Origin of the sequence: Nostoc linckia z4, from assembly GCF_002608075.1 — a bacterium.
GTDB classification, from domain to species: domain Bacteria; phylum Cyanobacteriota; class Cyanobacteriia; order Cyanobacteriales; family Nostocaceae; genus Nostoc; species Nostoc linckia.
This window is the reverse complement of the sequence record NZ_LAHA01000038.1, coordinates 48,902-73,143: the sequence shown is the minus strand read 5'-3', so window position 1 is coordinate 73,143 and position 24,242 is coordinate 48,902. Positions and strand designations below refer to the sequence as shown.

Here is a 24,242-nt window from a genome sequence, read left to right as displayed (position 1 = left end):
GATGCCTGCGGCAACCCCTTCGGTGTACGCCGGAAGCCGGCGAACAAAACAAGGTTGACTCTCAAGAAGACCACAACAACCTGAATTTCTGCTTCAATACCAGCACAATAAACATGGCGTTTCCGATGAAATAACGCTGCCATAAACGTTTAGGTTCCATAATCAACCGGAAAAACCACTCTAAACCAGCTTTTTGCATGAATTTTGGCGCTCTTTTCACCATTCCACCAACTAATTCAAAGCTGACTCCAATACCAATACATACTGGAATGCCTACTTTTTGGTAATTGTCGTATATCCAATACTCCTGTTTTGGGGCACCCAACCCAACAAATAAAATGTCTGGTGCTGCTGCTTGAATAATTGAGTTAATTCGTTTTAACTCTTCTGGGTCTGACTCAAATCCGTAGTAAGGACAATAAGTACCAACAATCTTGAGGTCGGGATGCCTTGTTTCTAGAACATTTTTGGCCTTCTTTGCAGCTCCCGGACGACCACCTAATAAAAACACTTTCAGTCCTCTGTCAGCACTAACTTTGCATAGATGCTCGAATAAGTCTGTTCCATTGACTCGACCAGATAGTGGTGTGTTAAAAAATTTAGCTGCCCACAAAAGAGGAACACCATCAGGAACCACTAAAAAAGCATCCTGATATATCCGACGAAAACGTGCATCACGTTGGAGTGCCACAATATGTTGTGCATTGGGTGTTACGACATATTTGGGAGTACTTCCTGAGATGGCCTGATGTGCGATGGCCTCAACTACCCAGTCAAAAGAGTACTTATCTATCTGAATATTGCAGATATCGATCCTTGTTGAATAAGTCATAAGTTTGTATTGGTGTTGGAGTGAAAAGTCATTAAAAAAGTGCTAATTGCTTTTTTCGTTTGCAATCAGCACTTATAAAAGGAAAGTAAGAACGGGATTATGCAGTGATTACCACGCTCCATATTCATCTGAGGATAATTTTCCTATTTTGTATCTCAAAAAACCTTTAATTTTGATAGCCACAAATGGATCGAAGTATTTAAGAGGAAGAGTAACAATTTCTCGCAAAAACCAATTTATATAAAATGTCCGATGCTGCGATTTAATTTTGGTTGATGCTTGAGTAATAAATTTACTTGAAATACTCCGACTTTCTTGAATCAGTTTCAGTTTATTTGTGAGTTTACCAGTAGTTCCATTCAGTGAAAACGATGCTAAAGGAGTATCAAGTTGTTGAAATTTATATCCATTGATGTAAGCTCTAAATATAAAATCATAATCAGCAGCCATTGGATAATTTAAGTCAAATAAACCTATGCGATGGTATACTTCCTTTTTCACAAAACAACTAGGATGAGCTACAGTGAACTTGAAAGGCAAGTTTTCCAATTTTCCGGGAACAAAAGTACTTAAATGTTCTCCGTTTATATAATTTTTTACAGGTGAATGCACAATCGAAATTTGTGGATTTTCTCGAAAAAATTCCTCTACTTTTTTTAAAGCTCCATCGTTATACCAATCATCAGAATTAATAATCCCAATGATGTCCCCTGTAGCAAGAGATATGCCTTTATTCATGGCATCATAAATGCCTCGATCTTGCTCGGAAACTACTATATTTATTTTGTTAGCATATCTGTGAATTATTTCTAAAGTTCCATCGGTAGAGCCGCCATCTATAATAATATACTCCAATTGTGAATTGGGAATTTGATTAATCACGCTCAGAATTGTTCTTTCTAGGGTTTTTTGTGAATTGTAGACTGGTGTAATGATTGATATTTTCATTTTCAGGTAACACTAAAGTTATTGAAGAAGAATTCAGAATTCAGAATTGAGAATTAATCAGTAGGGGATTCAGACCCAGCACTGATAGCGTAGTTTCTTCGAGTCGCACAAAATACCTTTCCTGTATTCTGACGACTGACGCATGTATTCTGTTTAATAGCTTGGAGTTTCTCTCTTTAAAAAACAGACAAAGATTTACGACCTTTTTGCCAAGCAATAGCAGTTTCGTAAATACTCATAATCATTTGATAATTTTTTTCTAGAGAGTAGCATTCATCGTATTGTTTTCGAGCTAACTCACCTCTACGTCGTAACTCAGTAGGATCTGACCAAGCTAACTTTACAGTTCGAGCCAAATCACGAGCATCTCCTGGGGTAAAATGCCAGCCGGAAGATCCATCTTTGACAATTTCTTCGGTAGCACCCAAACGACCAGTGACTACGGGACTACCTGTTGCAAAAGCTTCAGCAATAGTCATAGGAAATCCTTCATACCATTCAGAAGGAAAAACAACAAAACTAGCATCTTTCATCAGATGCAAAACATTTTCTCTTGGTAAACGTCCTAGATACTCTACACCACTTGGTAAATTACTTTTAAGTAAAATTTCTAGAGGCCCCTGACCGACAATCTTTAAAGGAATAGGCTCATCAAGAAGATGCCAAGCTTGCAAAAGCGTTTCAATTCCTTTGTATTGCACTAATTTTCCCACAAACAATACATATCTACCCTGATGTTCGCCTTGTTTAATGTCTGAAGTTACAAAATTAGGCTTAACCGCAATTTTTTCAGCAGGTAGTCCGCCTTCAATAAATTTTTGCCTACCAAAGCGTGTTAAAGCGATATAAATATCGACATTTTTTTCATAGGTTTTTCGCAATTTATGAGTAACTAAACCTGCAACTGCAACAGTAGTTTGTGCTGTGCTTTTACGATAGCAACCATGAATAATAGCAGGATAAGCAATTGGTTTGCCGATACAATCTTCACAAACATTTCTATCTCGAAAGCAATAAGCACCAGGGCAAATCAACTTGTAGTTGTGTAAGGTGTGAACAACAGGAACGCCTGCATCATCACAAGCAGAATACACAGAAGGTGAAATTAAAGGGATAGTGTTATGAACATGAACGATATCCGGTTGAAATTCTTGCAATCTTTGACGGATTTGCAAGTAAGATTCACTAGACCAAATTGATTGCTTGGCAATTTTGGTTTTGGTGAAAAAATTAACATCACTGATAGTGGAATTTTCGACAATCCACTGGTGAATTTCATGGCCATACTGCTGAAGCATTTGATTTTCAGCAGCCACAACAACTTCTTCACCACCCATATGCTGATATGCGTTATGAACCTGAAGAATTTTCATGATGTTATTTATAGTGAAAAATATATTGATTTTATCTAGTCTTAATTATCAGCAAGACGTTGGCGGACAAAATCAAGATAATCATCTGCGATCGCTAAAATATTCAATCCTGTTTTGGTCTTCAGATTAATTGATATAATCCGATTACTATCGGCATCATAATGATATAACCCATAACCATAACTCTCTAAAAAATCCACTACATCTTGCTGTGAATGACCAAGGTTTTCAACTGTATTATTTATCTCTAAAATCCAAACATGAGGACATTGTTGTTTCAGGAGCAAAGTGCCACCTTTGAGAGCCAGTATTTCTGCTCCTTCAATATCCATTTTGGCAAGAGTTAAACTAGGAAGACATTGATTGTCAAGCAAATTATCAAGTGTGTCAGTAGGCACTGTAATAGTACCATTAGTAGCAGTAGTAGTTATAAAAGGCATGGAATCTCCTTCAGCAATATTGAGAGTAGTAGTACCTTTTTTGTCAGATACTGCAATTGCATAAGTCTTAACTTGGTTAAGTTTATTGAGTTTAAGATTCTCTTGTAAACGAGTGTAGTTTTTTGGTAAAACTTCAAAACTATAAATCGAGCCTGAAGTAAGTTTAGATGCAGCGAGGAGTGTATAAATACCGATGTTAGCACCGATATCTATAAATGAGTCTCCATCACGTAAATAGCGCAGAAGAAACTTCATTTCATTGTAATCATAGAGTCCGCAGTAAATGATACAATCACTCGAATGACTGTTGGGAAAACAGCGAACTTTCAGGTTTGGTAATATTTGAACGTCGAGATAATGGTTAGTCAAGCTTTTGTATAGCTTCCATCCCAAATATTTTAAAACCGAAAATATTTGCTGGTTTTTAGTATTAGGATGATTCAAAATATATTTTAATGATTGAATGGCATGGATATTTTTCATAAATTTAATAGAATCAAAATTTGACAACATATTTTTTGTTTGATAGAAATCTGATTTGATTTTTCAAAAAATCTGAGTATAGGGTGTGTTGTCGCCAATTGATGCACCAAAAACCCTGGATGATGCGCGAACTACGTGTATTTCTCCAAATCAAATACGAGTCTTAATAGTCGAAAAAATTATGATTTAATTGATGGATTAAATTGCTCCACAAGGCTTTTAAGATTTGCAATATCCACCATCAAATCACCTCTTGTTTCCCTAAGCTTTTGGCTGTAAGGCTGATGACATTCAAGACAACCGTGTTGAAAGCCAAGTATTTGTGATGGCACAAAATAACCTGAACTCACCCAAGGAGTAACAAATTCAATGACAGTTGTATTTTGGGGTGCAAATATCATATTTGTTAAACCTGCACCGTGGGGAGCAATAATATTTTTAGCAGTGGCAAATAGTCTGACTTGTTCTGCAAAACTCCAACCTTCCAAACTGTAACTGACAAATCCTAACGGTCTTAAAAATTCCATGACTTCATCTTCATTAATTACTCGGCGACCTGATGCTTTGGCGCGAGAAATATATATATTTGGTGAATAAGATACTTGATTGACTTCACTAGCAGGGAGATTGTTAAGTATGCGTTGTCTTAGCCAATGCAAGGAACTAGGTGCTACCCATTCACCCTGCCGTCGAAAGCTTGGTACAACTAGTTTTTTGACTTTTGCTTTTGAACTATTCCACTCTATATAATCCTCTGGTTGATAACCTAAAATTTTCAGAGACTCTATTTGCCATGAGGTAGGGTGAGAATTAATAATTAATAGAGGTTTACAACCAGTTTGTTTTTGATAATATTCAACACCTTCTATTCGTGTTAAGCAGTCCACTATCCAGTGATAATAATTCTTACTCCAGTGATTAACTAATGAACAAGCTGTATCCAATTGTATGGTTTTCAATGCAGGTAGAGTTTTAATCGATAAAGTTTTTATAGGTAATCCACCTTCAAATCTATGATTTAAATGCTCTTTTGGTGGCAAAGTTGACGGTGAAATAATATTTCCATCTTCATTAAAACCTACAGCATTAGAACCTACCAATTCAGCATTATCAACTTCAGATATCCACGGATTAACTAAGGTAAATTCTTGATTAGATCTATCTCTAATTCCAATTGGAGTTTCTCCAATTACATAACTGTTGCCAGTTTTGATATATTCTGTATTACCAAATGCAATTGAATGATATTTTCGGTGGTTAGTTCTAAGTTCGTTGTTTGTTATTATTCGCACTTTAAGTATCTTCAAAATCAAAGGTAATAACCATTGTTCTCGCAAACTACTGCGTAATAATTTTGTGGTGATGCTGTAAATATGCTTGATAGTCAGATTAATTAAATTGTTGTTTTTAGGGAATATAATCATCACTAATACTCTCTTGAAAATAACAAATTTTATTTCATTTAAATATAAATTTAAACGAAGTTATTATCTATTTATTTTGTTCAAAAATTTTTAGTCAGTGTTTTATTCAATATTTTGATTTATCTGTTTTCAAAATACTAGTATAAAGAGATGTATAACGACGTGCTTGCAATTCTAAAGGAAATTCTTTTTCAACTTTTTCACGGGCGCGATCGCATATTTTTTGATGTCGCTCTTTATCCTCTAATATCCAAGCAATTCCCTGAGCTAAATCTTCAATTTCAAATGGTTGAGCCAAATAACCATTTCTTTGGTGTTCAATCATATCTGGCATCCCGCCAATATTGAAAGCAACACAGGGTGTGCCACACGCCAACGCCTCCATTACAGTATTTGGTAAATTGTCTTGAATTGATGGCGCAATGAAAACATCCACTGCGGCATAAAGCAATGCCAGAGAAACATCATCATTGAATTTACCTAAATAACAAGATTTAAAACCAAATTCAGGCGGATTGAGAGGTTGAGAAGAACCAAAAATTACTAACTCCAAGCGATCGCTCCATCCAGATTTACTCAAGCTTTGCAATGCTGGTAGCAATAAGTGAAATCCTTTCCTGTAATTGCTAGTACCATTCACTGCTCCAAATAGCACTAAATGTTTATCTTGCGGTAAATTTAGTTGCTTTCTTGCTATTTGCCGATTAATTGGTTTGTACTTAGTTGTATCAAGACCGTAAGGAATTACTTCTACCCGCATGGATCTAAATAAAGAACTACTTTGAGCTACTTTTGCTAACCATATACTAGGAGTAATAATCGTGAAATCTAGATTTTTCCAGTGTTTAGCTTTACTTTGCCACTGCCAACGGGAGAGATCCCAATGGCGGTTGCTTCCCAATTGAGGACAAGTTCCACATGAATTGATATAGCGATCGCAATCTTGATTGTAATGACAGCCACCAGTAAAAGCCCACATATCATGAAGTGTCCACACTAATGGCTGTTTGAATTTTGCAATCGTTTGAATTTGCAAATAACTTTCGCAAATAAAATGCAAATTAATCACATCAGGAGCAAGCTTTTCAACTTTGGCAGCAATTCCATCTGGAAGCCATGAAGCAGAATATTCAGATGTCTTTTTGTTGGGATAAAGTTTTAGTGGCAACCTACCGAAACGAGGTCTTAACTTACTAAATTCCTTACCTATTTGATTTTGCGGACTAATGACTGTTGAATCTGTACCCTCTTGACTTTGCACCAACATTTGAGAGTTAATACCAATGCTTATCAATCCTTGGTGTAAACGGTAAGCAGCGCGAGATGCTCCTCCGTTTAAATCAGAACTATTTAAAAGCAAAACTTTCATTTATTATCTAATCCTTGTAATTTATATTCAGGAATATTTGTATTTTCTATAAACATATTTCGCCAATAAATAGTTGAGAGATTGATTGCAATATATACTGACCAAAGTGTGTGGGGCGATATAAATGTTAGTAAATCAGTATAATTAAACAAAAACATAAGTATAACGTACTCAAGCATCCAAAAACTTGTTATGCTCCGAGTTGAGAAAATTAAATTCATCAGTCTCACCAATAACGTAAAAAAGTTAATACTAAATAGTAGTAATCCTACAAAACCCAGTTGCAAAAAAAGTTCTATATATCCATTATGAGAGTGAAAGTTACCACTTAATGTATTACGTGCCCATGTTACGTTTCTAATAGCTGCACCCTCGGAAGTTTCCCAGAATGCTTGATATCCATATCCCAGCCAAGGCCTCTTTAAACCGCTTTCAATAGCTAAATTCCATACGGGTACACGCCCATTTAAATCCGGTGATTTATTGAGAACATCTACGATTATTGTTTCCCAAGCACTGTTGATACTTTGTTGATTATCAAATGCTAATATGGCGAGGCTGCCAAGACTTAATACAACAATTAAATATATAATGGCACGAGATTTATGAAATAACTTTGCAATTGTAAAAGTTGGTAAAAGAAGTAGTGAAATGGCAAGACCAACCCAAGCAGTTTTGCTTTTAGAAAGTACTATCAGAACTACTGTCAGGCTACATCCAAGCCACATAATCCAACGAAATTTCTTATTAGTATTAGCCAGTAGTAAAAATAAGATTGCTCCTTGAAGCATTATGCGACCCAAATATTGTTTGTGGGCTGAAAGACCTTTCCATGAAAACTCATCATTGATCGTAGTTATGCCATAGGATGGCATAGCTAAAGTCACTACTAGATTTAAAACGGCTAATATACCAAATATCCAGGCCAGTAATTGCATTAAGTCTTTAGGTTTGTAGTATGCAGCTAGATATACTCCAAACAAAGTTGACCGTAGCAGACCTTTCAACTTTTCTAAAGTAAAGCTTGGAACATCAGACCAAAAAATTGAGATGAATGCAATTCCAACCAACAGTAGTAAAGATATGTCTCTCGTACCAACATAAATGCATCGCTTCCAACGGAAAATGATTAAACAAAATATAATTGGATAGCTGAGAATATTGATAGGTTCGCGAAGAAAAAACACATCAGTATCAAAGAAGCTAATGAACAATATAAAAACACTGATGTATTCTAATTTCCTGTAGAACGAATTTATTAGTTGACTATATCTAGAAACACCGAACGATGAAACATTCATGGAAATATACCAGGGTTTTTAAACTGATTCTCAAAATAGACATCCATTGATGTTAGTTTGTAACCAGGGTATGAAAATACCTTGCTGATGATTAATATTTATAAGTTTGTAACATCTTCTTAATTTTCTGCTTGAAGACTTGCCACTGAGTTTCGTTAAATAAAGTCCTTTGGGTAAAATCATCTGCCTTAGTATCTCGAAATACAAATGGTGGATGCTTGAGAGGGAACTCTAGTGGTTCTGTCGGCATATTATCGTGTGGACTTTTTTGCTTGAAATTAATATTAGTTGAGTCTGTATTAAATCCAATGTTAGAAATTAAATTTACATTAGAAATAATGCCTAAACGATTTTGTATCCAGGAAGCAAATGTCCATTGATAACTCCAAACTGTGCTTAAAGGATTATCATAGACATGCTGAAGTCTGTTCTGCCAGTAACTAACTGCTTTGCGGTCTAATAATATATCATTTAAAAAATTTTCTTTTTGAATTTCTGGCCAGTTTTTCATATAAATGTCGAAGTCCTGCCAAGCACGTTTCCAAGTTGCCCATCCCCAGCAATGGTTATAGCGTGAAAAATAGTAGCTATAATCAGTTCTTTTCCGGCCAAACTGAACATTTTGTCCAGAAATTGAGGCAATTCGATTATCATATTTATACTTATCAAGCAATTCTTCACAAAAGGGAAAAAATGTAGGATGAGGTACGCAATCATCTTCTAAAATAATTGCTTCATCAACTTGCTCAAAAACCCAATTTAAACCACTGGAAATTCTTTTAGCACAGCCTAAGTTGACATCAGAGTAGTTAGCACTCACTTCGCAATCCCAATCAACTTGCTCAACAACTGCACGAGTAGCTTCACATTTTTCTGCTTCACCTGGACGGTCGGTGCGCGCCGCATCTGCAATTACAAAAAGTTTTTTGGGTTTCGATTGACGAATAGCTTCAAATACTTTTTTAGTAGTATCTGGGCGCTTAAAAATTATCAAAACAATTGGTTTTTTCATAACTATGGGATGATGATTTACTATTCTTTAATTTGATAAAGATAATCATGGAACGAGAGTTTTTCAACTAATTGATATGAAGATTTTAAAAAAGAATTGACTTCATCAAAAAAGACATTAGCACCAGCTTCAATAAAAAAACCATTTGTTAAATTCAGATATTTTTCTAATTTCTGATCTAAATTATTTAATGCTGGTCTAGAGTATTTGGGATTTTGAAAGGTTTCAAATATGCTTCTTTTTAAGGACAAAAATTGATATTTCATGTTATTTAACTCCAAATTAGATGATGATTGAAAGTCAGCTAATCAAAAAAGAAGATTATCGAAATATGAAAAGAGATTTAATTTGAATATTAAATATTTTCTGAGTTTTTGGATGCATAGCATTAACTAAAAATGAACCAAATGCATAAGAAATTACAGTAGCGATCGCCGCTCCCACTCCAGCATAAGTAGGAATTAAAAATAGATTTAATACCACGTTAATAATTGCCCCAACCAAAGTTCTACGTAATGAAAGATGAGTCAAACCTTCAGCAATAAACCAGGGGGATGTCCCTACTCCGATGAAGACAAACAAAGAAGCCCAAATATGAATTGATAATATGCCCGCCGCAGGTGCGTAATCATTGCCAAACAGCATGGTAATTATCGAGCCGGATAAGAATGACATTGGTAGTGCTATGGCTATAGAAATCAGCACCATCAGACCCAATAATTGTTTAATGCGCTGATAATAAACTTCTTCATTATTCTGTTTGGCTGCAAAAATTGTTGGAGATACGGAAGAAACAATTGCTGTGGGGATAAAATACCAAACTTCAGAAATACGAGATGCAGCCGAGTAAATTCCAACAGCACCATCGCCAATTATTTCTCCTAGCATAATCTGGTCAATTCTCATGTAAATCATGATTGTCAGACCAGAAAGAATCAAAGGCCAACTGTCTTTGAGAAGAGTCTTGGCAACCGGAAAACTCCAACGCCACAATCGGAACGAGTAGCCTTTGATGTTGTAAGCCATCGCCAAACCCATCGCACCTAACCCTATCTCTACAACTGTCATCCAGGCAAAAGCAATCAATGATGCTTGCATCTGGATCAAAGCTATCTTGATTAAAGTAGTAATAATAAACGCTGTATTTTTAGCAACTACAGTGTACTTCGATTGCACTTGAGACTGAAACCAAAAGTCAATTGTGTCGAAAGCCTGAAATATTCCTGCGGTTCCTAAAATTGCTACTAGCCAGATAGTTATTTTGTCATCATGGCGTAATACATATATGGTACTAACTGCTAATAATAAACAACTGACTCCACCGAACAATTTCAGCCAAAAACTTGTCCCTAAAATTTTTTCTTTATGTGATAAATCATGCACAATGTCCCGAACTACTACATTGTCTAGCCCTAGTGTGGCAAATGAACTGAATAAGGCAACAAAGGCAGTGGCATAGTTAAAAAGGCCATATTGGTGTACTCCTAAATACCGTGCGACCCAGACCCCCACAATTAGACCTACACCCATACGCAGAATGCGATCGGCAAACAACCATCCTGTATTTGTAATAATTGCACGCAGACCAGAGCGAGATTTGAGGAGTGATAACTGCTGAAGTTTAAATTTGCTGAGCATAAGTTTCAAATTTGCTCATGGTTTAGTTAACAAAGAATGAAAAATTAGGCATAGCGATCGCTTTCAGACATTTCTTTTATCTTGAGCAAGTTTTCCAGAGGCTTAAGAGTTAAATAGGCAGCGTAGGCTGTTAATCGTCGATCTCTAATGCCTAATCGCCATAAAGCTCCTCCAATTTTTGGAGTTTGATACATTTTCGATAAAAACTTATCAAAAAATTTTTGTTGTGTTATTTGATTGTTAATCCACTGGACGTATGCTGGTTTGATTATTTGTCTAAGTAAATCAACATCTAATGGCTTTAAAGGAATTCGTTCCATTGCCTGATAATTTAGGGTATTGTATCGGCTAAAATATAATTTTTTTGACTCTAAATTTAAACCATGTTGTTGAAAAAAATCCTTTTGCCACAAACGGTTTCTTCGACGTTCAGGAGATAATCCAAGTATGGAAAGTGCAATTTCTGGTTCTAATAATGGGGCCCAAGTATTAAATCCAAATAATATTTTCGGAACTTTAATTAAATAAGAAATCAAAATTATTTTCATTCTTGCCATCAATAATATTTGAAAATTCCATTCCTGCAATTGTTCGCGTTGAGATTCATAATAGGTATGCAGTAATTCTTGTTTTGATTTGAGTAAAGAAGCTTCGCTAGTAGCATGTAAGTTATGTGTATATGCTATTTTATATAAATCTTTCGGGTGAACTATCTTATCTTGATAAGGAACCAACCCAGACCACCAGTCGCCACCTATTCCACTCAAAAAAGGATTATTGCCCTTGAGCTTTGAAATCATCTGATGATAGAACTCTATATGATACATACCATGTGCATGAGTAGAAATTCCAAATAATTCATTCCATTGTCTAAAATATGAATGAAATTCACCTAATTGGATCGCCTCCCATCGAGTTCCCAGAATTTCTGATAATTTTTTGGCATAAACTACTTCAACAGATTTTAATTGATTATCTGAAATGCCATAAGTAAAAGAACGAATCCGGGACTTATTACTTACCAGAAAATTTAATAATCTAGAGTCGTAGCCACCGCTAGTTGGAATAACAATTTCTCCCTCAACTGATTCTTCCCAATTACGTACTGATTGATAAAGTAAATGAAATACATCATTTTCTTTTACAGTTTTACCTATCCATTTTTCTACAGGATCGTCTAGATATTGCACTTCAATTTTGCCATTATCATTAATCAGCAATTTAGATGAATGTCTGAGAAATTTAACGTGCTTTATCGGAGTCTGCTCCAATATAGAGTAACCAAAATCAAGGTAGTTATTTAAGCCTTCTGGATGAAAATCAAAATTTTGAAAATCTATAACATCATTTATATTTTCACTTACTTTTCCCGTTAATTCATTGTAAAAAATCGGTTGAGAAGCTAGCCAATCTGTTTCAAATATTTTCTTCATTATGCAAGCAAATTGGTGAAAATTTTCAGTTTTATAGTCCGACAAAGCTATTTTTTAGATAACTGTAAAGGTTTTTGTCCCTGAGCCTTGATTTTCCCAACCTATCTTTTTCAACAGTTTAAATATCTGTAATAATTCCCAATCAATTTTATTTTAGAGGTAGAGAATTTCGTGACACATTTGATTCAATTGATTTTCTAGAATAGTAGAAATAACTATCAGGCTCTCGTTTGATATTCATACCATTAATCACCATCCCTAGAACTTGTTGCCCTGATTGTCTGAGGAATTCTTTCGCTGCATTGGCGGTGTCATAGTTAATCACTCCAGGACGAACTACCAACAAGATACCGTCAACTAATTTACTTAAAACCGCAGCATCTAGCATTCCCGCCAGGGGGGGGGTATCGAAAATTACGAAATCGTACTCCTGGGTAAAAGAATTGACTAGTCCAGCCATCCTCTGAGAATCTAACAATGCTACTGGGTTGGGAGGTACAACTCCCGAAGGTAGAACGTAGAGGTTTGGTATTGGTTGCTGTATAGCTACATTCAGAGCAACTTGGTCAACCATGACATTCGATAGCCCGACTGCATTCGTTATTTCCCAAATATGATGCTGTATGGGATGGCGCATATTGGCATCCACTAGTAGTACTCGTTGTCCCAATTGAGCCATTGTCACAGCTAAATTTGCAGCCACCTCAGACTTGCCCTCTTGAGGTACAGAACTAGTAACTACGATCGCTTTTAGTTTTTTATCAGAATTGAGAAACTGTAAATTAGCTTGCAGCATTTGGTATGCATCACCAACAGGATGGTGAGGAATTTCTCTACCAATGATTCTGGGAATTTGTTGTTCTAGATAATTCCTTTTAATATTCCTACCCACTGAAGGAATCACCCCTAGTAGGGTGTATTGGAATAATTCTCTAGCTTCTTTCAATGTCTTCACCGAGCTGTCAATTAGATCTAAAGTGAAAGCAGCAATCAGAGCAACTATCACACCGAGAACTCCACCGGCCGCTATAACGATCAATTTGCGAGGGCCGGAGGATTGATCTGGTATTAACGCAGGTGAGATGATGCGGGCATTTCCAATATTTTGATTCTCTGCTACTTGGACTTCTTGCAGTTTTGTCAATAGCGCTTCGTAAGTTGTTTGAGCTGCTTTCAACTTTCGCTCAAGCTGGCGCTGGGTTTGTTCCAGTCTGGGTAAAACATTTACTCGTTTTTTGTAAGCGTACCACTTATTAGATAGCTCGGTAATTTGTTTGGCTAAACCAACACGTTCGGTTTCAGTGCGCGCAAAATCTTCAATCAACCTTTGCCGTAGTTCTCCTATCTGTAAATTTTCCGCAGGAATTTGCTGATTATTACCTATGTTTTGGTTGATGCGATTTTGTAGCAAGTTGTTAAGGGCGGTAATTTTTTCTTCCAAGTTGATAATCATAGGATGCGTTGGCTGCAAACGGCTTTGCTCAATCGCTAACTGATCTTCTGCTTCTTGGAGTTGAGTAACTACTTGCTGAATTCCAGGTATTTGACTCAAGGAGGCAAAGGTCACAGATTGTTGTGAATTAATACTTGCTTGATATTGTAATTTTTGTGCCCTGGCGTTAACATTAACAAATTGAGCTTGGGCTTCAGAAATTTGCTGTTCTAAGCTAGAAATTGTCTGCACTGCTATAGATGCTTCTGTTTCCAAAGCAATTATTTTATTTTCCTCTTTGAATTTACGCAGGTTCGACTCGGCTTCTTTGACAGCCGCTTCAGTAGTAGGTATTTCTTGACCGATAAATTTCCGGGCTGAAGCTGCTTCAGCTCGATTAGCTTCTATATTATTCCTGATGTAAACTTTCATCAGTTGGTTGACAACTTCGGCAGTTAAAACTGGATCGTTATCTGTGTAGGAAATTAATAAAATCTCAGTTCCTTTGGCATTTTCTATTTTCAGTTTTTGAGCAAAATCCCGAATTTTCAACGGTTCACCTTGATTATCTTTAAGGTTAAGTGTTCTAATAGTTTCTTGAAGAACCGGAACAGATGTTACAATCTTTGCCTGGGTTTCTAAAGGATTATTTGTAGTAGTTAAAGACTCTAGCTTTCCTATAGCTTCTCCCAAACCAGTGAGTGAGGAAGTTTCATTCGTCCTAATCAACAAACTTCCATCTGCTTTATATGATGCTTTCAATGAGAATGCAAATAAGGTTGCAAAGCTCGTAACTATTGTAAAAATTCCCACTGTAGGAATCCAGCGTCGTTGTAAAACGAGTAGATATTTTTGAAAATCTATCTCTTCAAAGTTTGGTTTAGACTCCATAATGGCAAGATATTAATTGTATTGATAGATTTAAACTCTTTACCGGAAATCTTTGCTAGACCTATAGCCGACTGTGCGGGCTTGTCTTTTAGTAAACTCTCCTACGGAAGGGTTTCCTTGGGGATGAATAACACCACTTACTTGTTGCCACAGTTGTGGGGATGCGATCGCCACCTCATAGGTGCGATCGTATTTCTTGACGTGATACCATTTTGTTTCCTGACAGCGATCGCACCAAAATGCTTCTAACCATTCATTTTCTAACGGAATAGCTGTTTTAGTTGCCACTAAAATGAGTGCATTCTGGCGTCCTATTCCCCTTTGTTGGAGTTGTCCTACTCGATCTGCATACAATTTGTACTTTTGACTTACACTATGCAAGTAGCATTCATGAATGAGACAGTAAATAGCCCGACGCTTTGAACGTTTCCGATTTTGGTGACACTTATTCTGCAATTAAACCTCACTCATCGGTAGACACACCATCGATCAGGTTATTTGGAGGGACTGAGATATCAAAAATCGTCAAAGCCCAACTCCCTAGTCAAACATCAGTTGCGTCTGATGTGAATTAAAAACGTCTCTCATGCCTCAAGTGTTTTGCAAATTTTCCAAAGTCATGGTTTTGGAATGAACAACCAAATTCTTAGGATTTCAACACTTAATTCACATTCAACGTCAGTTATTTAATTACAGTCAAATACTTGGGGAAATCACTAATCATGTTTCATGAATCTTATATCTTCTTTTTTCCTGTGTCAACAATTAAATAAACTTCTAACTGGGAGATTTCGTCGTCGTTATATATAGGGTAAATGGAGATTAATATTAACCACCAAGGAGTGCATATTTTATAAATACCTTAATGTTTCAGACTTTTCTTGACCAAAGCTGAAAAAATACTTTTTATCCTGTTTTCCAGGAAAGTTTTGTTCTCTTACTCTTAAGAAAGTAGCATTATGTCTGCTGAATTGTACGTATACCCAAAGAAATAAAAAATAGAATTTTTTAGGCGTTTCTGTATATATTTATACTTTTTCTTTTTTTCAATACTTTTTTATAAATAGATATTCCAATTAATATTTTTCTCTGGAAATAAAATATTTAATAATATATCTATAGATAGATTTTATATTTTGCAAGTAACTCTTATTGTTACTAACGAACATGTAATATAAAGTTAATATCACTCAGAAATAGAGCAGGGGAAAACGTGAAAACACAACTGGTTTCTGGGGTATTTCAGAAAGTATTTCACAGCATATTTCATCTACTGAGCATAGATGAAATAACTGGTACAAAAATCTTATCACGCAAGGATTTATTACATATAGGCACAGATTATGGTGGTTGGGTAGTTCCGAAAGAGCTACTCAACCCAAATTCTATATGTTATTGCGTTGGTTGTGGGGAAGACATTACATTTGACTTGGGGTTGATAGAAGAATTTAACTGTAACATCTATGCTTTCGATCCTACTCCTCGTGCAATCAAGCACGTTCGAGAAAAGGCCGCACATTATGATAAGTATCATTTTTTTGATATAGGACTGTGGGATCGAGAGGAAAAACTAAGATTTTACGCTCCAAAAGATTCAGCGCACGTATCACACTCTGCCTTAAATCTACAAAAAACTCAAGAGTTTTTCGTAGCTCAGGTAGATAGACTGGCAAACGTGATGCACAAGAATGGACACACTCATCTCGACTTACTCAAACTAGACATTGAAGGAGCCGAGTATAAGGTTGTAAACTCCATTATTGAAGACGAATTGGATATTAAAATACTATGCGTTGAATACGATGAATGCTTCAATCCTTTAGATACAAACTATAGGGACAGGATCAAAGAGTCTGTAGCTAGTCTCCTGCAATTTGGCTATTCACTTGTGTATGCTCAAGGTAATGGAAATTATACGTTTTTCAAAGACGTATAAGCTGTTTTGCATTTAAGTTGCAGATTAACTCTATTAGATTCTTGACTGTTGACCGTTAACAGTTAACGGTTAACAACCACACTAATGTAGTGGTCTGCCAACCCAAAAATGCTGGGTGAGGGCTGGGGAAAGGGGAAAGGGAAAAGGGTAAGGGATTTAAAACCTTTCCCCCTTCCCCCTTACCCTTTACCCTTTAAAGAGCCAAGCTTACTTGGCGAACTACTAGCAGGGATTGTGGTTTTTTAAAGACTCTGAACCCGATCTAAACAAGCTTTTAATTTTTCCGCTAAAACTTGTACATGGGGTTCTATAAGTATGCTGTTGTGGTCTCCGGGAATTTCATGAATCTCTATACCCTGCGAAGCCAGTCCGCCCCAGCCCCCTTGAGGATCGAAGTAATATCTTGAAGATCTTAATTTGGCTCGAAACAGGGTGATATGGCTGGGATAAACTTGCGGTACGTAGTTTTTGCTGGCGTGGATGTTAGCTTCTAAAACACTCAGATTGTGTAGAGTTTGAGGCGAACGTTCCACATTACCTGATATCAGAGAAAGTTGATGAATAGGCTTGGCGATTCTTTTGCAGATTTGCCACTTTAACCTTTGCCAGATATAGACTAGTTGTTCTTGAGGTTTGAGTTGTGCAAGATTATTTACATGCCCAGAAATTAAATCAAAGAATGTGGTGGGTAAATTATTCAATCCAGCACTATCGAACAACGATAGCAAAGCGACTTTTTCACCTTGGGCATAGAGTTGTTGAGCCATCTCGAAAACTACTGTACCCCCAAAGGAAGCCCCTCCCAAAAAATAAGGGCCATTGGGTTGGATGGTACGTATTTCTTTGATGTATTGAGCTGCCATATCTTCGATTCTGGTGTGTGGGGCAGTTTTTCCATCCAAACCTTGAGCTTGTAGCCCATAAACTGGTTGATTTAAACCCAAATGGCGTGCTAAATCGCAGTAAGAAAGAATGTTACCACCTACGGCATGGACAAGAAAAAAAGGAGGTTTAGAACCATTGGGTTGAATTGGTACTAAGGAAGACCAAGGCTTTACCCATTCTGGTTGGCGTAAGATGTTAGCTAGTTCCTCAATAGTAGGAGCTTGTAGGAGGGTAACCAAAGGTAGATTTTTACCAAAAGTCTTCTCAATTTCTGCAAACAAGCGTACTGCAAGTAAGGAATGTCCTCCCATATCAAAGAAATTATTTTTGATACTCATGGGTTGGATACCTAAAACTTTTTCCCAAATCTTTGTCAACCTTAGTTCTAATTCATCGCGGGGAGGTACAAAAATCTTGTTTGATGGTTGTATGTTTTGGTTAGAGACCCTGAGAGCGCGTGAGTCTACTTTTCCATTGGGAGTTAAAGGTAGAGCATCTAAGACTACCAAAGAGTTTGGCAACATGTAATAAGGTAGTTTTTGTTTGAGAAATTCACGTAGTTCAGTAAAGGTAGGTGTCTGTTCTTTCTTGGGAACAATATAGGCTATTAATCGCTGGTCGCCGGGGTTATCTTCTCTTGCTATGACCACAGTCTGTTGTATGCCTGGGTGTTGTGCGAGAATTGCTTCAACTTCTGCAAGTTCGATGCGAAAACCCCGCACCTTAACTTGATTGTCAAGGCGACCGAGAAACTCAATGTTGCCATTATCAAGGTAACGGGCTAAATCACCGGTCTTATATAATCTTGCTTTTGGCTCATTGCTCAAAGGGTTGGGAATAAATTTTTCATTGGTGAGGTGGGGACGGTTGAGGTAACCACGAGCAAGTCCAGCACCGCCAATATGTAGTTCCCCTAATTGACCAATAGCTACAGGTTCCAAATTTTCATTCAGGATATAAATCTGTGTGTTGGCGATCGCGCAACCAATGGGAGCAATGAGATAATTGCTATTGCGATGACATTTCCAAAAAGTGGCATCAATGGAAGCTTCTGTCGGGCCATAGCAATTATATAGAACGTCGTCTAAGTTCAATTTCGTAAAGAAACGTTCTATGAGTTCCACAGGTAAAGCTTCGCCACCGCAAGTAATGTGTCTGAGAGATTGACAATTCTCAATTTGCTTCTCTTCCAGTAATACTCGCAGCATGGAAGGTACTAAAGCCATAACAGTGATTTGCTGTTGGAGAATTAACTCAACAAGATATCTACTATCTAGATTTCCACTAGGACGAGCCATAATCAATTGCGCTCCCCAACACAAAGGCCAGAAAATCTGCCACACGGAAGGGTCAAAGCTCAAAGAAATGTTTTGTAAAACTTTGTCTGCTGGAGTCAATCTAAAAGTTGTTTGTCTCCAGGTAATTTGGTTGCAAATCCCACCATGAGTAATCATTACACCTTTGGGTTGTCCTGTAGAACCAGAAGTGTAAATCGTATATATCAAGTTATCAGGGGTGGTATTACAAACGAGATTTTCTCGATTGTTCTCACTAATCACATGCCAATCTGAATCCAGACAAACGATGTGGGTTATACCATCGGGTAAACTACTTACTAATTGCTGTGTGGTGACGATCGCTGATATCCGGCTGTCTTTTAAGATATAAGTTAAACGTTCTGATGGATATGCTGGGTCTAGAGGTAAGTATGCACCTCCGGCCTTGAGAATTCCCAACAGTCCTACCACCATTTCTAAAGACCGTTCCAGGTAAATACCAACAAGCACCTCAGATTTAACGCCTAAAGTACGTAGGTGATGCGCCAGTTGATTTGCTTGTTGGTTTAACTGCTCATAAGACAGTTGGTCATTTTCAAATACTACAGCAGTTGCTTGGGGCGATCGCTCTACCTGAATTTCAAACATCTGATGAATACATTGATGTGGAGCAGATGTTTGACTAACTTGACTATTTCTGAGATTGATTTGCTCTAAATTATTATTAGTACTCATTTCTAATATTTTGAATACCTCACGAAATTGTTGATATAGCAATCGGTTTGATTTGGAGAAATTACTTGTGTGGTTAGGTAATAGTGACTAATGACTAAGGCTAATATAATTCCCTACTACACAGGCGTTCGTGTAGCGTATTTTAGAGAAGTCCGCCTGCACTTACTGAAAAATCAAGGGTTTGAAACCCAGTAACGGTAGCTTTTGTCTGTATAGCCACGATTTTTAATGGCCGAGGCTGGTATTAATTTAGACTTTTCAAACAAACTCTTAGAACGGTTAGAAACTTAAAACTATAGGAATCCGCTTTGATTCGCTGAAATTCTTTGTGTGGTGCGCGTTCGCGCAGCGCAAGCGCGATAGGAAGGGAACTCTTAACAGGGAATAGGGAATAGGTCAGAAAGAATCAAAGTGTACCTAGCTTAACAAAAATCAAATACGAATCCTATAAAAGAAATAAGCAATCGGTCTGTAATTATGGAGAGAAAGAAAACTATCGTTTAAATCAATTGATTCATTCATTTTCTGGAAGTCCCTTATCGATTATCAATTCTCACCAGCAGATACTATTTTTTAGAAAACTTTTGTAAGGCACTAGTTTATCTTTGGTGCTGAATTTTTATCTAAGATATTAAACGCGTTTTAGAGCTTTTAAATTGATTTTTTTGTAAAATTCAGGATCGAAGCCTTTAAATAATCTTCAAAATATCTAATTGAGAGCCGATGTTTGTTGTTGAATTAGTGAAAATTCAACTAAACTAAACCATTAAATCAAGCTAATATCGCTCTAGCCTTACTTCTCAAGACATAAAATCATCATTATATTGTTAGATATTTGTATTAAAAATGACATTAATATCAATTTTGTCTTAAGGGACTAGTAGTTCGCCAAGTTTACTTGGCTCTTTAAAGGGGAAAGGGGAAAGGGGAAAGGTTTTAAATCCCTCACAAGCGTATTTTTGGGTTGGTAGACCACTAGAAGTTGCGGCTATACAAACAAAACCCACCTGCGTGTTAAAAATCTTGATTTTTAATTAGTTCGTGCAGGTAGATTTTGCTTGTGTGGTAGGAAATTATATTCGGCTAAAACTTTTGCCTTGTTTGGTCAATTAACCCTTCGACTGGGTAACTTAGTTCCACAGCTTTTACAAAACACAGCATCAATATCGTGGAAAGCTAAACCACAATTTGAACACACTGTTTGTACTTGATTGGCTGTTTTCACCACTTGCTTAATCAAATCTCCTACTTGCCAAGGAATCAAGGCTATTCCTGTAAAAATCATCAATACTGTTAGCAAGCGTCCTAATTTTGAAATGGGGATTACATCGCCAAATCCGACAGTTGTCATTGTGACAACAGAGAAATAAAATGCATCCAAAAATGTAGCGTATTTTTCAGGATTAACCGGATGCTCGACTTGATAAATTAAGCCGGAGTAAACAAAGACAATGGCAAATAATGTAAATAATATTCGCGCAAAAATCAAGCCATCTTCGGTGCTGATACTGGCGAATAAATATTTTCTATCTATAAATCTAATTAATCGTAAAATTCTAAACCATCGCAGTAAGCGGATAAATCTGATATCTACTATTCCGAGAAATAATGGTAAAATTGCCATTAAATCAATAATCGAATAAAAACTAAAAATATACTTACTTTTATTTTCTGCACTCCAGAGACGGAGTAAATATTCTATTAGAAAAATAATGGCGATCGCAGTATCCGCTACGCTCAATTGAAAGCGAACAGAATCAGGAATATTATAAGTTTCTGCAACAAAAATTCCTGATGAAATTAACACCAATACTGCAAGTGTTAAATTAATGGCTTGACCTAATGGTGTTTCCAAGTCTTTTAAGTAAAAATCTGTTGTTTTTCTAGTCAATAACATATTCGACCGTTAACTAATTTTACTTCATAGGAATAACATTCGGAATAGGATATGATTAAACATTGTGTTGTCTTGATGTTATCTCCAGGTTATATGAACTCAGAATATTTTATGCATTTAGCATTGGCAGAAGCCAAAAAAGGTGATGCGCCTTACGGTGCAGTAATTGTTAAAGATAACGAAGTTGTTGCCATAGGTCATAATACTGTCAAAAGAGATAACGATCCATCCGCTCATGCAGAAATCAACGTCATTCGGAGTTTAACAGCTAAACTTAAAAACCCCTCTTTAGAAGGTTATAGCATATATACCACTGGTGAACCTTGTCCGATGTGTGCAACTGCTTGTGTTTGGAGTGGTTTATCAGAAATTATCTATGGTGCTTCAATCCAAGATTTAATCTCGGTTAATCAATCACAAATTAATATATCTTGCGAAGAAGTGATTGCTCAGTCATTTACAAACATCAAAGTAACTAAAGGTGTTTTAAAAAAAGAATGCTTGGAGTTATTTAAATAATTTTCAAAGAAAACAGGGAACAGGGAACGGGCAACAGTTCAATACCCCAGACTTAACCAGTTGCGTAAGTCCTAATAAATAAATTTAGTTGCTCTGAACCCAGTATTTTGGGAGGTTTTGAAAGCTGTTAGGGACTTCCAAGGAAAAAAATATTCCACAGAAGACTGTTAACTCTTGATGGTTGACAGTCAGTAGTCAACAGCCAACGACCTGAATCGGAACAATTTATTTTTTGGAGTTCTGTTACCTGTTCCCTACTTCTACGAGTAATTCTCCAAATCAACTAAATTTCTATTATAATAATTATTTTTAATTTGGCTCATTCAAATAAGATAAATAACTATTTGCCCAAATTGCAGCTTGAGTGCGATCGCGCAAATTCAATCTGTTTAAAATATTGGTAACGTGGTTTTTTACTGTCCCCTCAGAAATGTAGAGTTCCTGAGCAATTTCTCGGTTACTAGCACCTGTAGCAATTAACCGCAAAACCTCCTTTTCTCTGGGAGTGAGTTCAGTTAAACCAGATGGTATGGGTGGTGACTGAATTGGTGTAGCCTCAGAAAACTGGGTCAACAGTTTTTTAACTATGCCTGGGCCTAATTGAGTATATCCTTTATAAACAGCGCGAATAGCAACAGCTAATTCTTCTGAGGGTGTATCTTTCAATAAATAACCCATTGCGCCATTTTGCAAAGCTGCGGAAACATATTCATTATCATCAAAAGTTGTAAGTACTAAAATCTTGGTTTTGCTAAAATGTTTTTGGATTTCTCGTGTGGCTGCAACTCCATCCATAATCGGCATTCTGATGTCTAATAATACGACATCTGGCTGAAATTGAGCAACAAAATTAATTGCTTCTTTACCGTTTTCGGCTTCACCTACTATTTCTAAATCTGGTTCTAATTCTAATAAAGCTCTTAATCCTTGACGAATTAAACTTTGGTCATCTACTAGCAATACTTTAATACTCATATAAACCTCGTTAAGGGGATATTAACTATAATTTTGCAGCCAGAACCAGGAGTGGTGTTAATATTAAATTCACCTCCCAGGGCTAAAGTGCGATCGCGCATACTATGAAGCCCAAAACCAGTGGTATTTTGTCTAATATCAAAACCTCTACCATTATCCTGAATTATTAATCTTAAATTATTTCTAATGCCAGTGAGTTCTATTTTAACCTCTGTGGCAGAAGCATATTTAGAAATATTAGTCAAAGATTCTTGAATAATCCGATAAATAGCAGTATTGATGTCAGGAGGTAAAGAATATTCGAGATTGATTTTATAAATTGGGAGAATACCATTTGAGTGATGAAAATTTTCTACAAGACCAGCGATCGCCAGTTCTAAAGACTGTTCTTGTAAAGGATTAGAACGCATAGTTGAAACAGATTGACGCACATCTTTGAGCGCTTTTGAACCTAATTCCTTTGCAGTTGCTAGAAATGTTTCAGCCTTAACTGGATTCGATTGCCACAGTTTTAAAGCAGTTTCTAATTGGAGATTTAAAGCAGTTAGTGAGTGTCCTAATGAATCATGAATCTCGCGAGCAATGCGGTTGCGTTCTTCCAAGGTGGCTTGATTTTCTATTCGCATAGCATATTGGCGAAGTTTTTCATTAGCAATGGCAAGTTTTTCGCGACTGTAGCGTTCAGATAACACAGCATTCATCATCAACAACACGAAAACTAAACTCAGACCAAACACTAATGACCAATTTAAACTTAGAAATCGAAAACGCTCTTGAGCTTGCGGTGAAGATTGAAAACTGAATAATTGATATTTTAATTGTGTGGTCAATAAAAATAAAGTAAATGACAGACTCGTCATGAATAAACGTCCAGGTAACTGAAAAATTAGACAACTACGAGTCACTAAAATTATATAAAGAAAGGGAAAAAGCCGAGCAAATCTTTCACCAAAAAGTCCAGTCAATAAAATCAAGAAAATTTGAATAGCTGTGTATGTTAATTTACTTTTACGATTGTTTTGGGGTAACCATAACCCCATTAATGCAAAAATAACCAGGCTATAAATTGACAATTCTGGTAAGAAATTACACACTGACAAATCTGGAAATGTTCCACAAATTGATAGCTCTGCCCGTCTCGGACGAAACCGTCGTAAAGGAGGTGGGATAACTGCTATTACAGCCGTAATTGTCAATAATATCCATTCTAAATAAAGTAGAGATGGAAAAGGATGTTTTTTAATTTGAATTAGAGGATTCATGATGATAACACCTGATTGTTAACTCTTAACTCCTAACTCCTAACTCTTAACTCTCAACTTCTATTATTGTCAGTCACATTAGTCATAATTGAATCATGACTTTAGTCATAGGCATAACCGTGACTTTCTCCTCATGTAAGTTTTGAATCTAAATTCTTATGATGGTGGCATCCACACAGG

Annotated in this window: 19 protein-coding genes; 2 read left to right on the top strand and 17 right to left on the bottom strand. The window is 36.5% G+C overall.

Annotated features, from left to right (window positions below; genetic code table 11):
* Positions 1-61: 61 nt before the first annotated feature.
* The 13 genes from VF06_RS25295 to VF06_RS25235 form a co-directional block, all read right to left on the bottom strand.
* Positions 62-832, bottom strand: coding sequence for a WecB/TagA/CpsF family glycosyltransferase (locus VF06_RS25295; protein ID WP_099071267.1), 771 nt, complete (start codon positions 830-832; stop codon positions 62-64).
* A 108-nt stretch (positions 833-940) separates the two neighbouring features.
* A complete protein-coding gene (locus VF06_RS25290) occupies positions 941-1,780 on the bottom strand; it encodes a glycosyltransferase family 2 protein (RefSeq protein WP_099071266.1) in 840 nt (279 codons plus the stop codon).
* Positions 1,781-1,956: 176 nt separating this feature from the next.
* Positions 1,957-3,153 carry a glycosyltransferase gene (locus VF06_RS25285; RefSeq protein ID WP_099071265.1) on the bottom strand — a complete coding sequence of 399 codons (1,197 nt, stop codon included), beginning with the start codon at positions 3,151-3,153 and terminating at the stop codon, positions 1,957-1,959.
* A 41-nt stretch (positions 3,154-3,194) separates the two neighbouring features.
* Positions 3,195-4,076, bottom strand: coding sequence for an FkbM family methyltransferase (locus VF06_RS25280; protein WP_180267557.1), 882 nt, complete (start codon positions 4,074-4,076; stop codon positions 3,195-3,197).
* A gap of 179 nt (positions 4,077-4,255) precedes the next feature.
* Positions 4,256-5,500 carry a glycosyltransferase family 61 protein gene (locus tag VF06_RS25275; protein ID WP_099071263.1) on the bottom strand — a complete coding sequence of 415 codons (1,245 nt, stop codon included), beginning with the start codon at positions 5,498-5,500 and terminating at the stop codon, positions 4,256-4,258.
* 106 nt (positions 5,501-5,606) lie between these two features.
* On the bottom strand, positions 5,607-6,869 hold the full coding sequence (locus VF06_RS25270) for a glycosyltransferase family 4 protein (protein WP_099071262.1): 1,263 nt from the start codon (positions 6,867-6,869) through the stop codon (positions 5,607-5,609).
* Positions 6,866-7,939, bottom strand: coding sequence for an O-antigen ligase family protein (locus VF06_RS25265; protein ID WP_180267558.1), 1,074 nt, complete (start codon positions 7,937-7,939; stop codon positions 6,866-6,868). The genes VF06_RS25270 and VF06_RS25265 overlap by 4 nt, the downstream gene beginning before the upstream one ends.
* 322 nt (positions 7,940-8,261) lie before the next feature.
* Positions 8,262-9,182 carry a glycosyltransferase family protein gene (locus VF06_RS25260; protein ID WP_099071260.1) on the bottom strand — a complete coding sequence of 307 codons (921 nt, stop codon included), beginning with the start codon at positions 9,180-9,182 and terminating at the stop codon, positions 8,262-8,264.
* A gap of 20 nt (positions 9,183-9,202) precedes the next feature.
* Positions 9,203-9,448 carry a hypothetical protein gene (locus VF06_RS25255; protein ID WP_099071259.1) on the bottom strand — a complete coding sequence of 82 codons (246 nt, stop codon included), beginning with the start codon at positions 9,446-9,448 and terminating at the stop codon, positions 9,203-9,205.
* A gap of 55 nt (positions 9,449-9,503) precedes the next feature.
* On the bottom strand, positions 9,504-10,820 hold the full coding sequence (locus tag VF06_RS25250) for a flippase (RefSeq protein WP_099071258.1): 1,317 nt from the start codon (positions 10,818-10,820) through the stop codon (positions 9,504-9,506).
* 44 nt (positions 10,821-10,864) lie between these two features.
* The gene (locus VF06_RS25245; RefSeq protein ID WP_099071257.1) at positions 10,865-12,253 is read right to left on the bottom strand and encodes a hypothetical protein; all 1,389 of its coding nucleotides are present in this window, start codon (positions 12,251-12,253) and stop codon (positions 10,865-10,867) included.
* A gap of 148 nt (positions 12,254-12,401) precedes the next feature.
* Positions 12,402-14,576: a GumC family protein gene (locus VF06_RS25240; protein WP_099071256.1), complete on the bottom strand. Its 2,175-nt coding sequence runs from the start codon at positions 14,574-14,576 to the stop codon at positions 12,402-12,404.
* A 39-nt stretch (positions 14,577-14,615) separates the two neighbouring features.
* Positions 14,616-15,032 carry a hypothetical protein gene (locus VF06_RS25235; RefSeq protein WP_099071255.1) on the bottom strand — a complete coding sequence of 139 codons (417 nt, stop codon included), beginning with the start codon at positions 15,030-15,032 and terminating at the stop codon, positions 14,616-14,618.
* Positions 15,033-15,789: 757 nt separating this feature from the next.
* On the opposite strand from VF06_RS25235, the gene VF06_RS25230 reads away from it, so the two are divergent.
* Positions 15,790-16,512 carry an FkbM family methyltransferase gene (locus tag VF06_RS25230; RefSeq protein WP_180267559.1) on the top strand — a complete coding sequence of 241 codons (723 nt, stop codon included), beginning with the start codon at positions 15,790-15,792 and terminating at the stop codon, positions 16,510-16,512.
* Positions 16,513-16,754: 242 nt separating this feature from the next.
* On the opposite strand, the gene VF06_RS25225 is transcribed toward VF06_RS25230, so the two are convergent.
* Both VF06_RS25225 and VF06_RS25220 read right to left on the bottom strand, forming a co-directional pair.
* The gene (locus VF06_RS25225) at positions 16,755-19,409 is read right to left on the bottom strand and encodes a non-ribosomal peptide synthetase (RefSeq protein ID WP_244918102.1); all 2,655 of its coding nucleotides are present in this window, start codon (positions 19,407-19,409) and stop codon (positions 16,755-16,757) included.
* 1,105 nt (positions 19,410-20,514) lie between these two features.
* Positions 20,515-21,306 carry an ion transporter gene (locus VF06_RS25220; protein WP_099071253.1) on the bottom strand — a complete coding sequence of 264 codons (792 nt, stop codon included), beginning with the start codon at positions 21,304-21,306 and terminating at the stop codon, positions 20,515-20,517.
* 93 nt (positions 21,307-21,399) lie between these two features.
* On the opposite strand from VF06_RS25220, the gene VF06_RS25215 reads away from it, so the two are divergent.
* Complete coding sequence (locus tag VF06_RS25215; protein ID WP_099071268.1) at positions 21,400-21,825, top strand: nucleoside deaminase; 426 nt, start codon at positions 21,400-21,402, stop codon at positions 21,823-21,825.
* Between the two features lie 309 nt (positions 21,826-22,134).
* Here the strand turns inward: VF06_RS25215 and VF06_RS25210 are convergent, their stop codons facing one another.
* Both VF06_RS25210 and VF06_RS25205 read right to left on the bottom strand, forming a co-directional pair.
* A complete protein-coding gene (locus tag VF06_RS25210) occupies positions 22,135-22,800 on the bottom strand; it encodes a response regulator (protein ID WP_099071252.1) in 666 nt (221 codons plus the stop codon).
* Entirely contained in the window at positions 22,797-24,062 is a 1,266-nt protein-coding gene (locus tag VF06_RS25205; RefSeq protein ID WP_099071251.1) for a sensor histidine kinase, read from the bottom strand. Before VF06_RS25205 ends, VF06_RS25210 begins: the two co-directional genes overlap by 4 nt.
* Positions 24,063-24,242 lie beyond the last annotated feature (180 nt).

What these genes read in the sequence shown, in the direction of transcription:
- VF06_RS25295 (WP_099071267.1), bottom strand. Translation starts at nt 832, where the DNA reads ATGACTTATTCAACAAGGATCGATATCTGCAATATTCAGATAGATAAG.
- VF06_RS25290 (WP_099071266.1), bottom strand. Translation starts at nt 1,780, where the DNA reads ATGAAAATATCAATCATTACACCAGTCTACAATTCACAAAAAACCCTA.
- VF06_RS25285 (WP_099071265.1), bottom strand. Translation starts at nt 3,153, where the DNA reads ATGAAAATTCTTCAGGTTCATAACGCATATCAGCATATGGGTGGTGAA.
- VF06_RS25280 (WP_180267557.1), bottom strand. Translation starts at nt 4,076, where the DNA reads ATGAAAAATATCCATGCCATTCAATCATTAAAATATATTTTGAATCAT.
- VF06_RS25275 (WP_099071263.1), bottom strand. Translation starts at nt 5,500, where the DNA reads ATGATTATATTCCCTAAAAACAACAATTTAATTAATCTGACTATCAAG.
- VF06_RS25270 (WP_099071262.1), bottom strand. Translation starts at nt 6,869, where the DNA reads ATGAAAGTTTTGCTTTTAAATAGTTCTGATTTAAACGGAGGAGCATCT.
- VF06_RS25260 (WP_099071260.1), bottom strand. Translation starts at nt 9,182, where the DNA reads ATGAAAAAACCAATTGTTTTGATAATTTTTAAGCGCCCAGATACTACT.
- VF06_RS25255 (WP_099071259.1), bottom strand. Translation starts at nt 9,448, where the DNA reads ATGAAATATCAATTTTTGTCCTTAAAAAGAAGCATATTTGAAACCTTT.
- VF06_RS25250 (WP_099071258.1), bottom strand. Translation starts at nt 10,820, where the DNA reads ATGCTCAGCAAATTTAAACTTCAGCAGTTATCACTCCTCAAATCTCGC.
- VF06_RS25245 (WP_099071257.1), bottom strand. Translation starts at nt 12,253, where the DNA reads ATGAAGAAAATATTTGAAACAGATTGGCTAGCTTCTCAACCGATTTTT.
- VF06_RS25240 (WP_099071256.1), bottom strand. Translation starts at nt 14,576, where the DNA reads ATGGAGTCTAAACCAAACTTTGAAGAGATAGATTTTCAAAAATATCTA.
- VF06_RS25225 (WP_244918102.1), bottom strand. Translation starts at nt 19,409, where the DNA reads ATGAGTACTAATAATAATTTAGAGCAAATCAATCTCAGAAATAGTCAA.
- VF06_RS25220 (WP_099071253.1), bottom strand. Translation starts at nt 21,306, where the DNA reads ATGTTATTGACTAGAAAAACAACAGATTTTTACTTAAAAGACTTGGAA.
- VF06_RS25215 (WP_099071268.1), top strand. Translation starts at nt 21,400, where the DNA reads ATGAACTCAGAATATTTTATGCATTTAGCATTGGCAGAAGCCAAAAAA.
- VF06_RS25210 (WP_099071252.1), bottom strand. Translation starts at nt 22,800, where the DNA reads ATGAGTATTAAAGTATTGCTAGTAGATGACCAAAGTTTAATTCGTCAA.
- VF06_RS25205 (WP_099071251.1), bottom strand. Translation starts at nt 24,062, where the DNA reads ATGAATCCTCTAATTCAAATTAAAAAACATCCTTTTCCATCTCTACTT.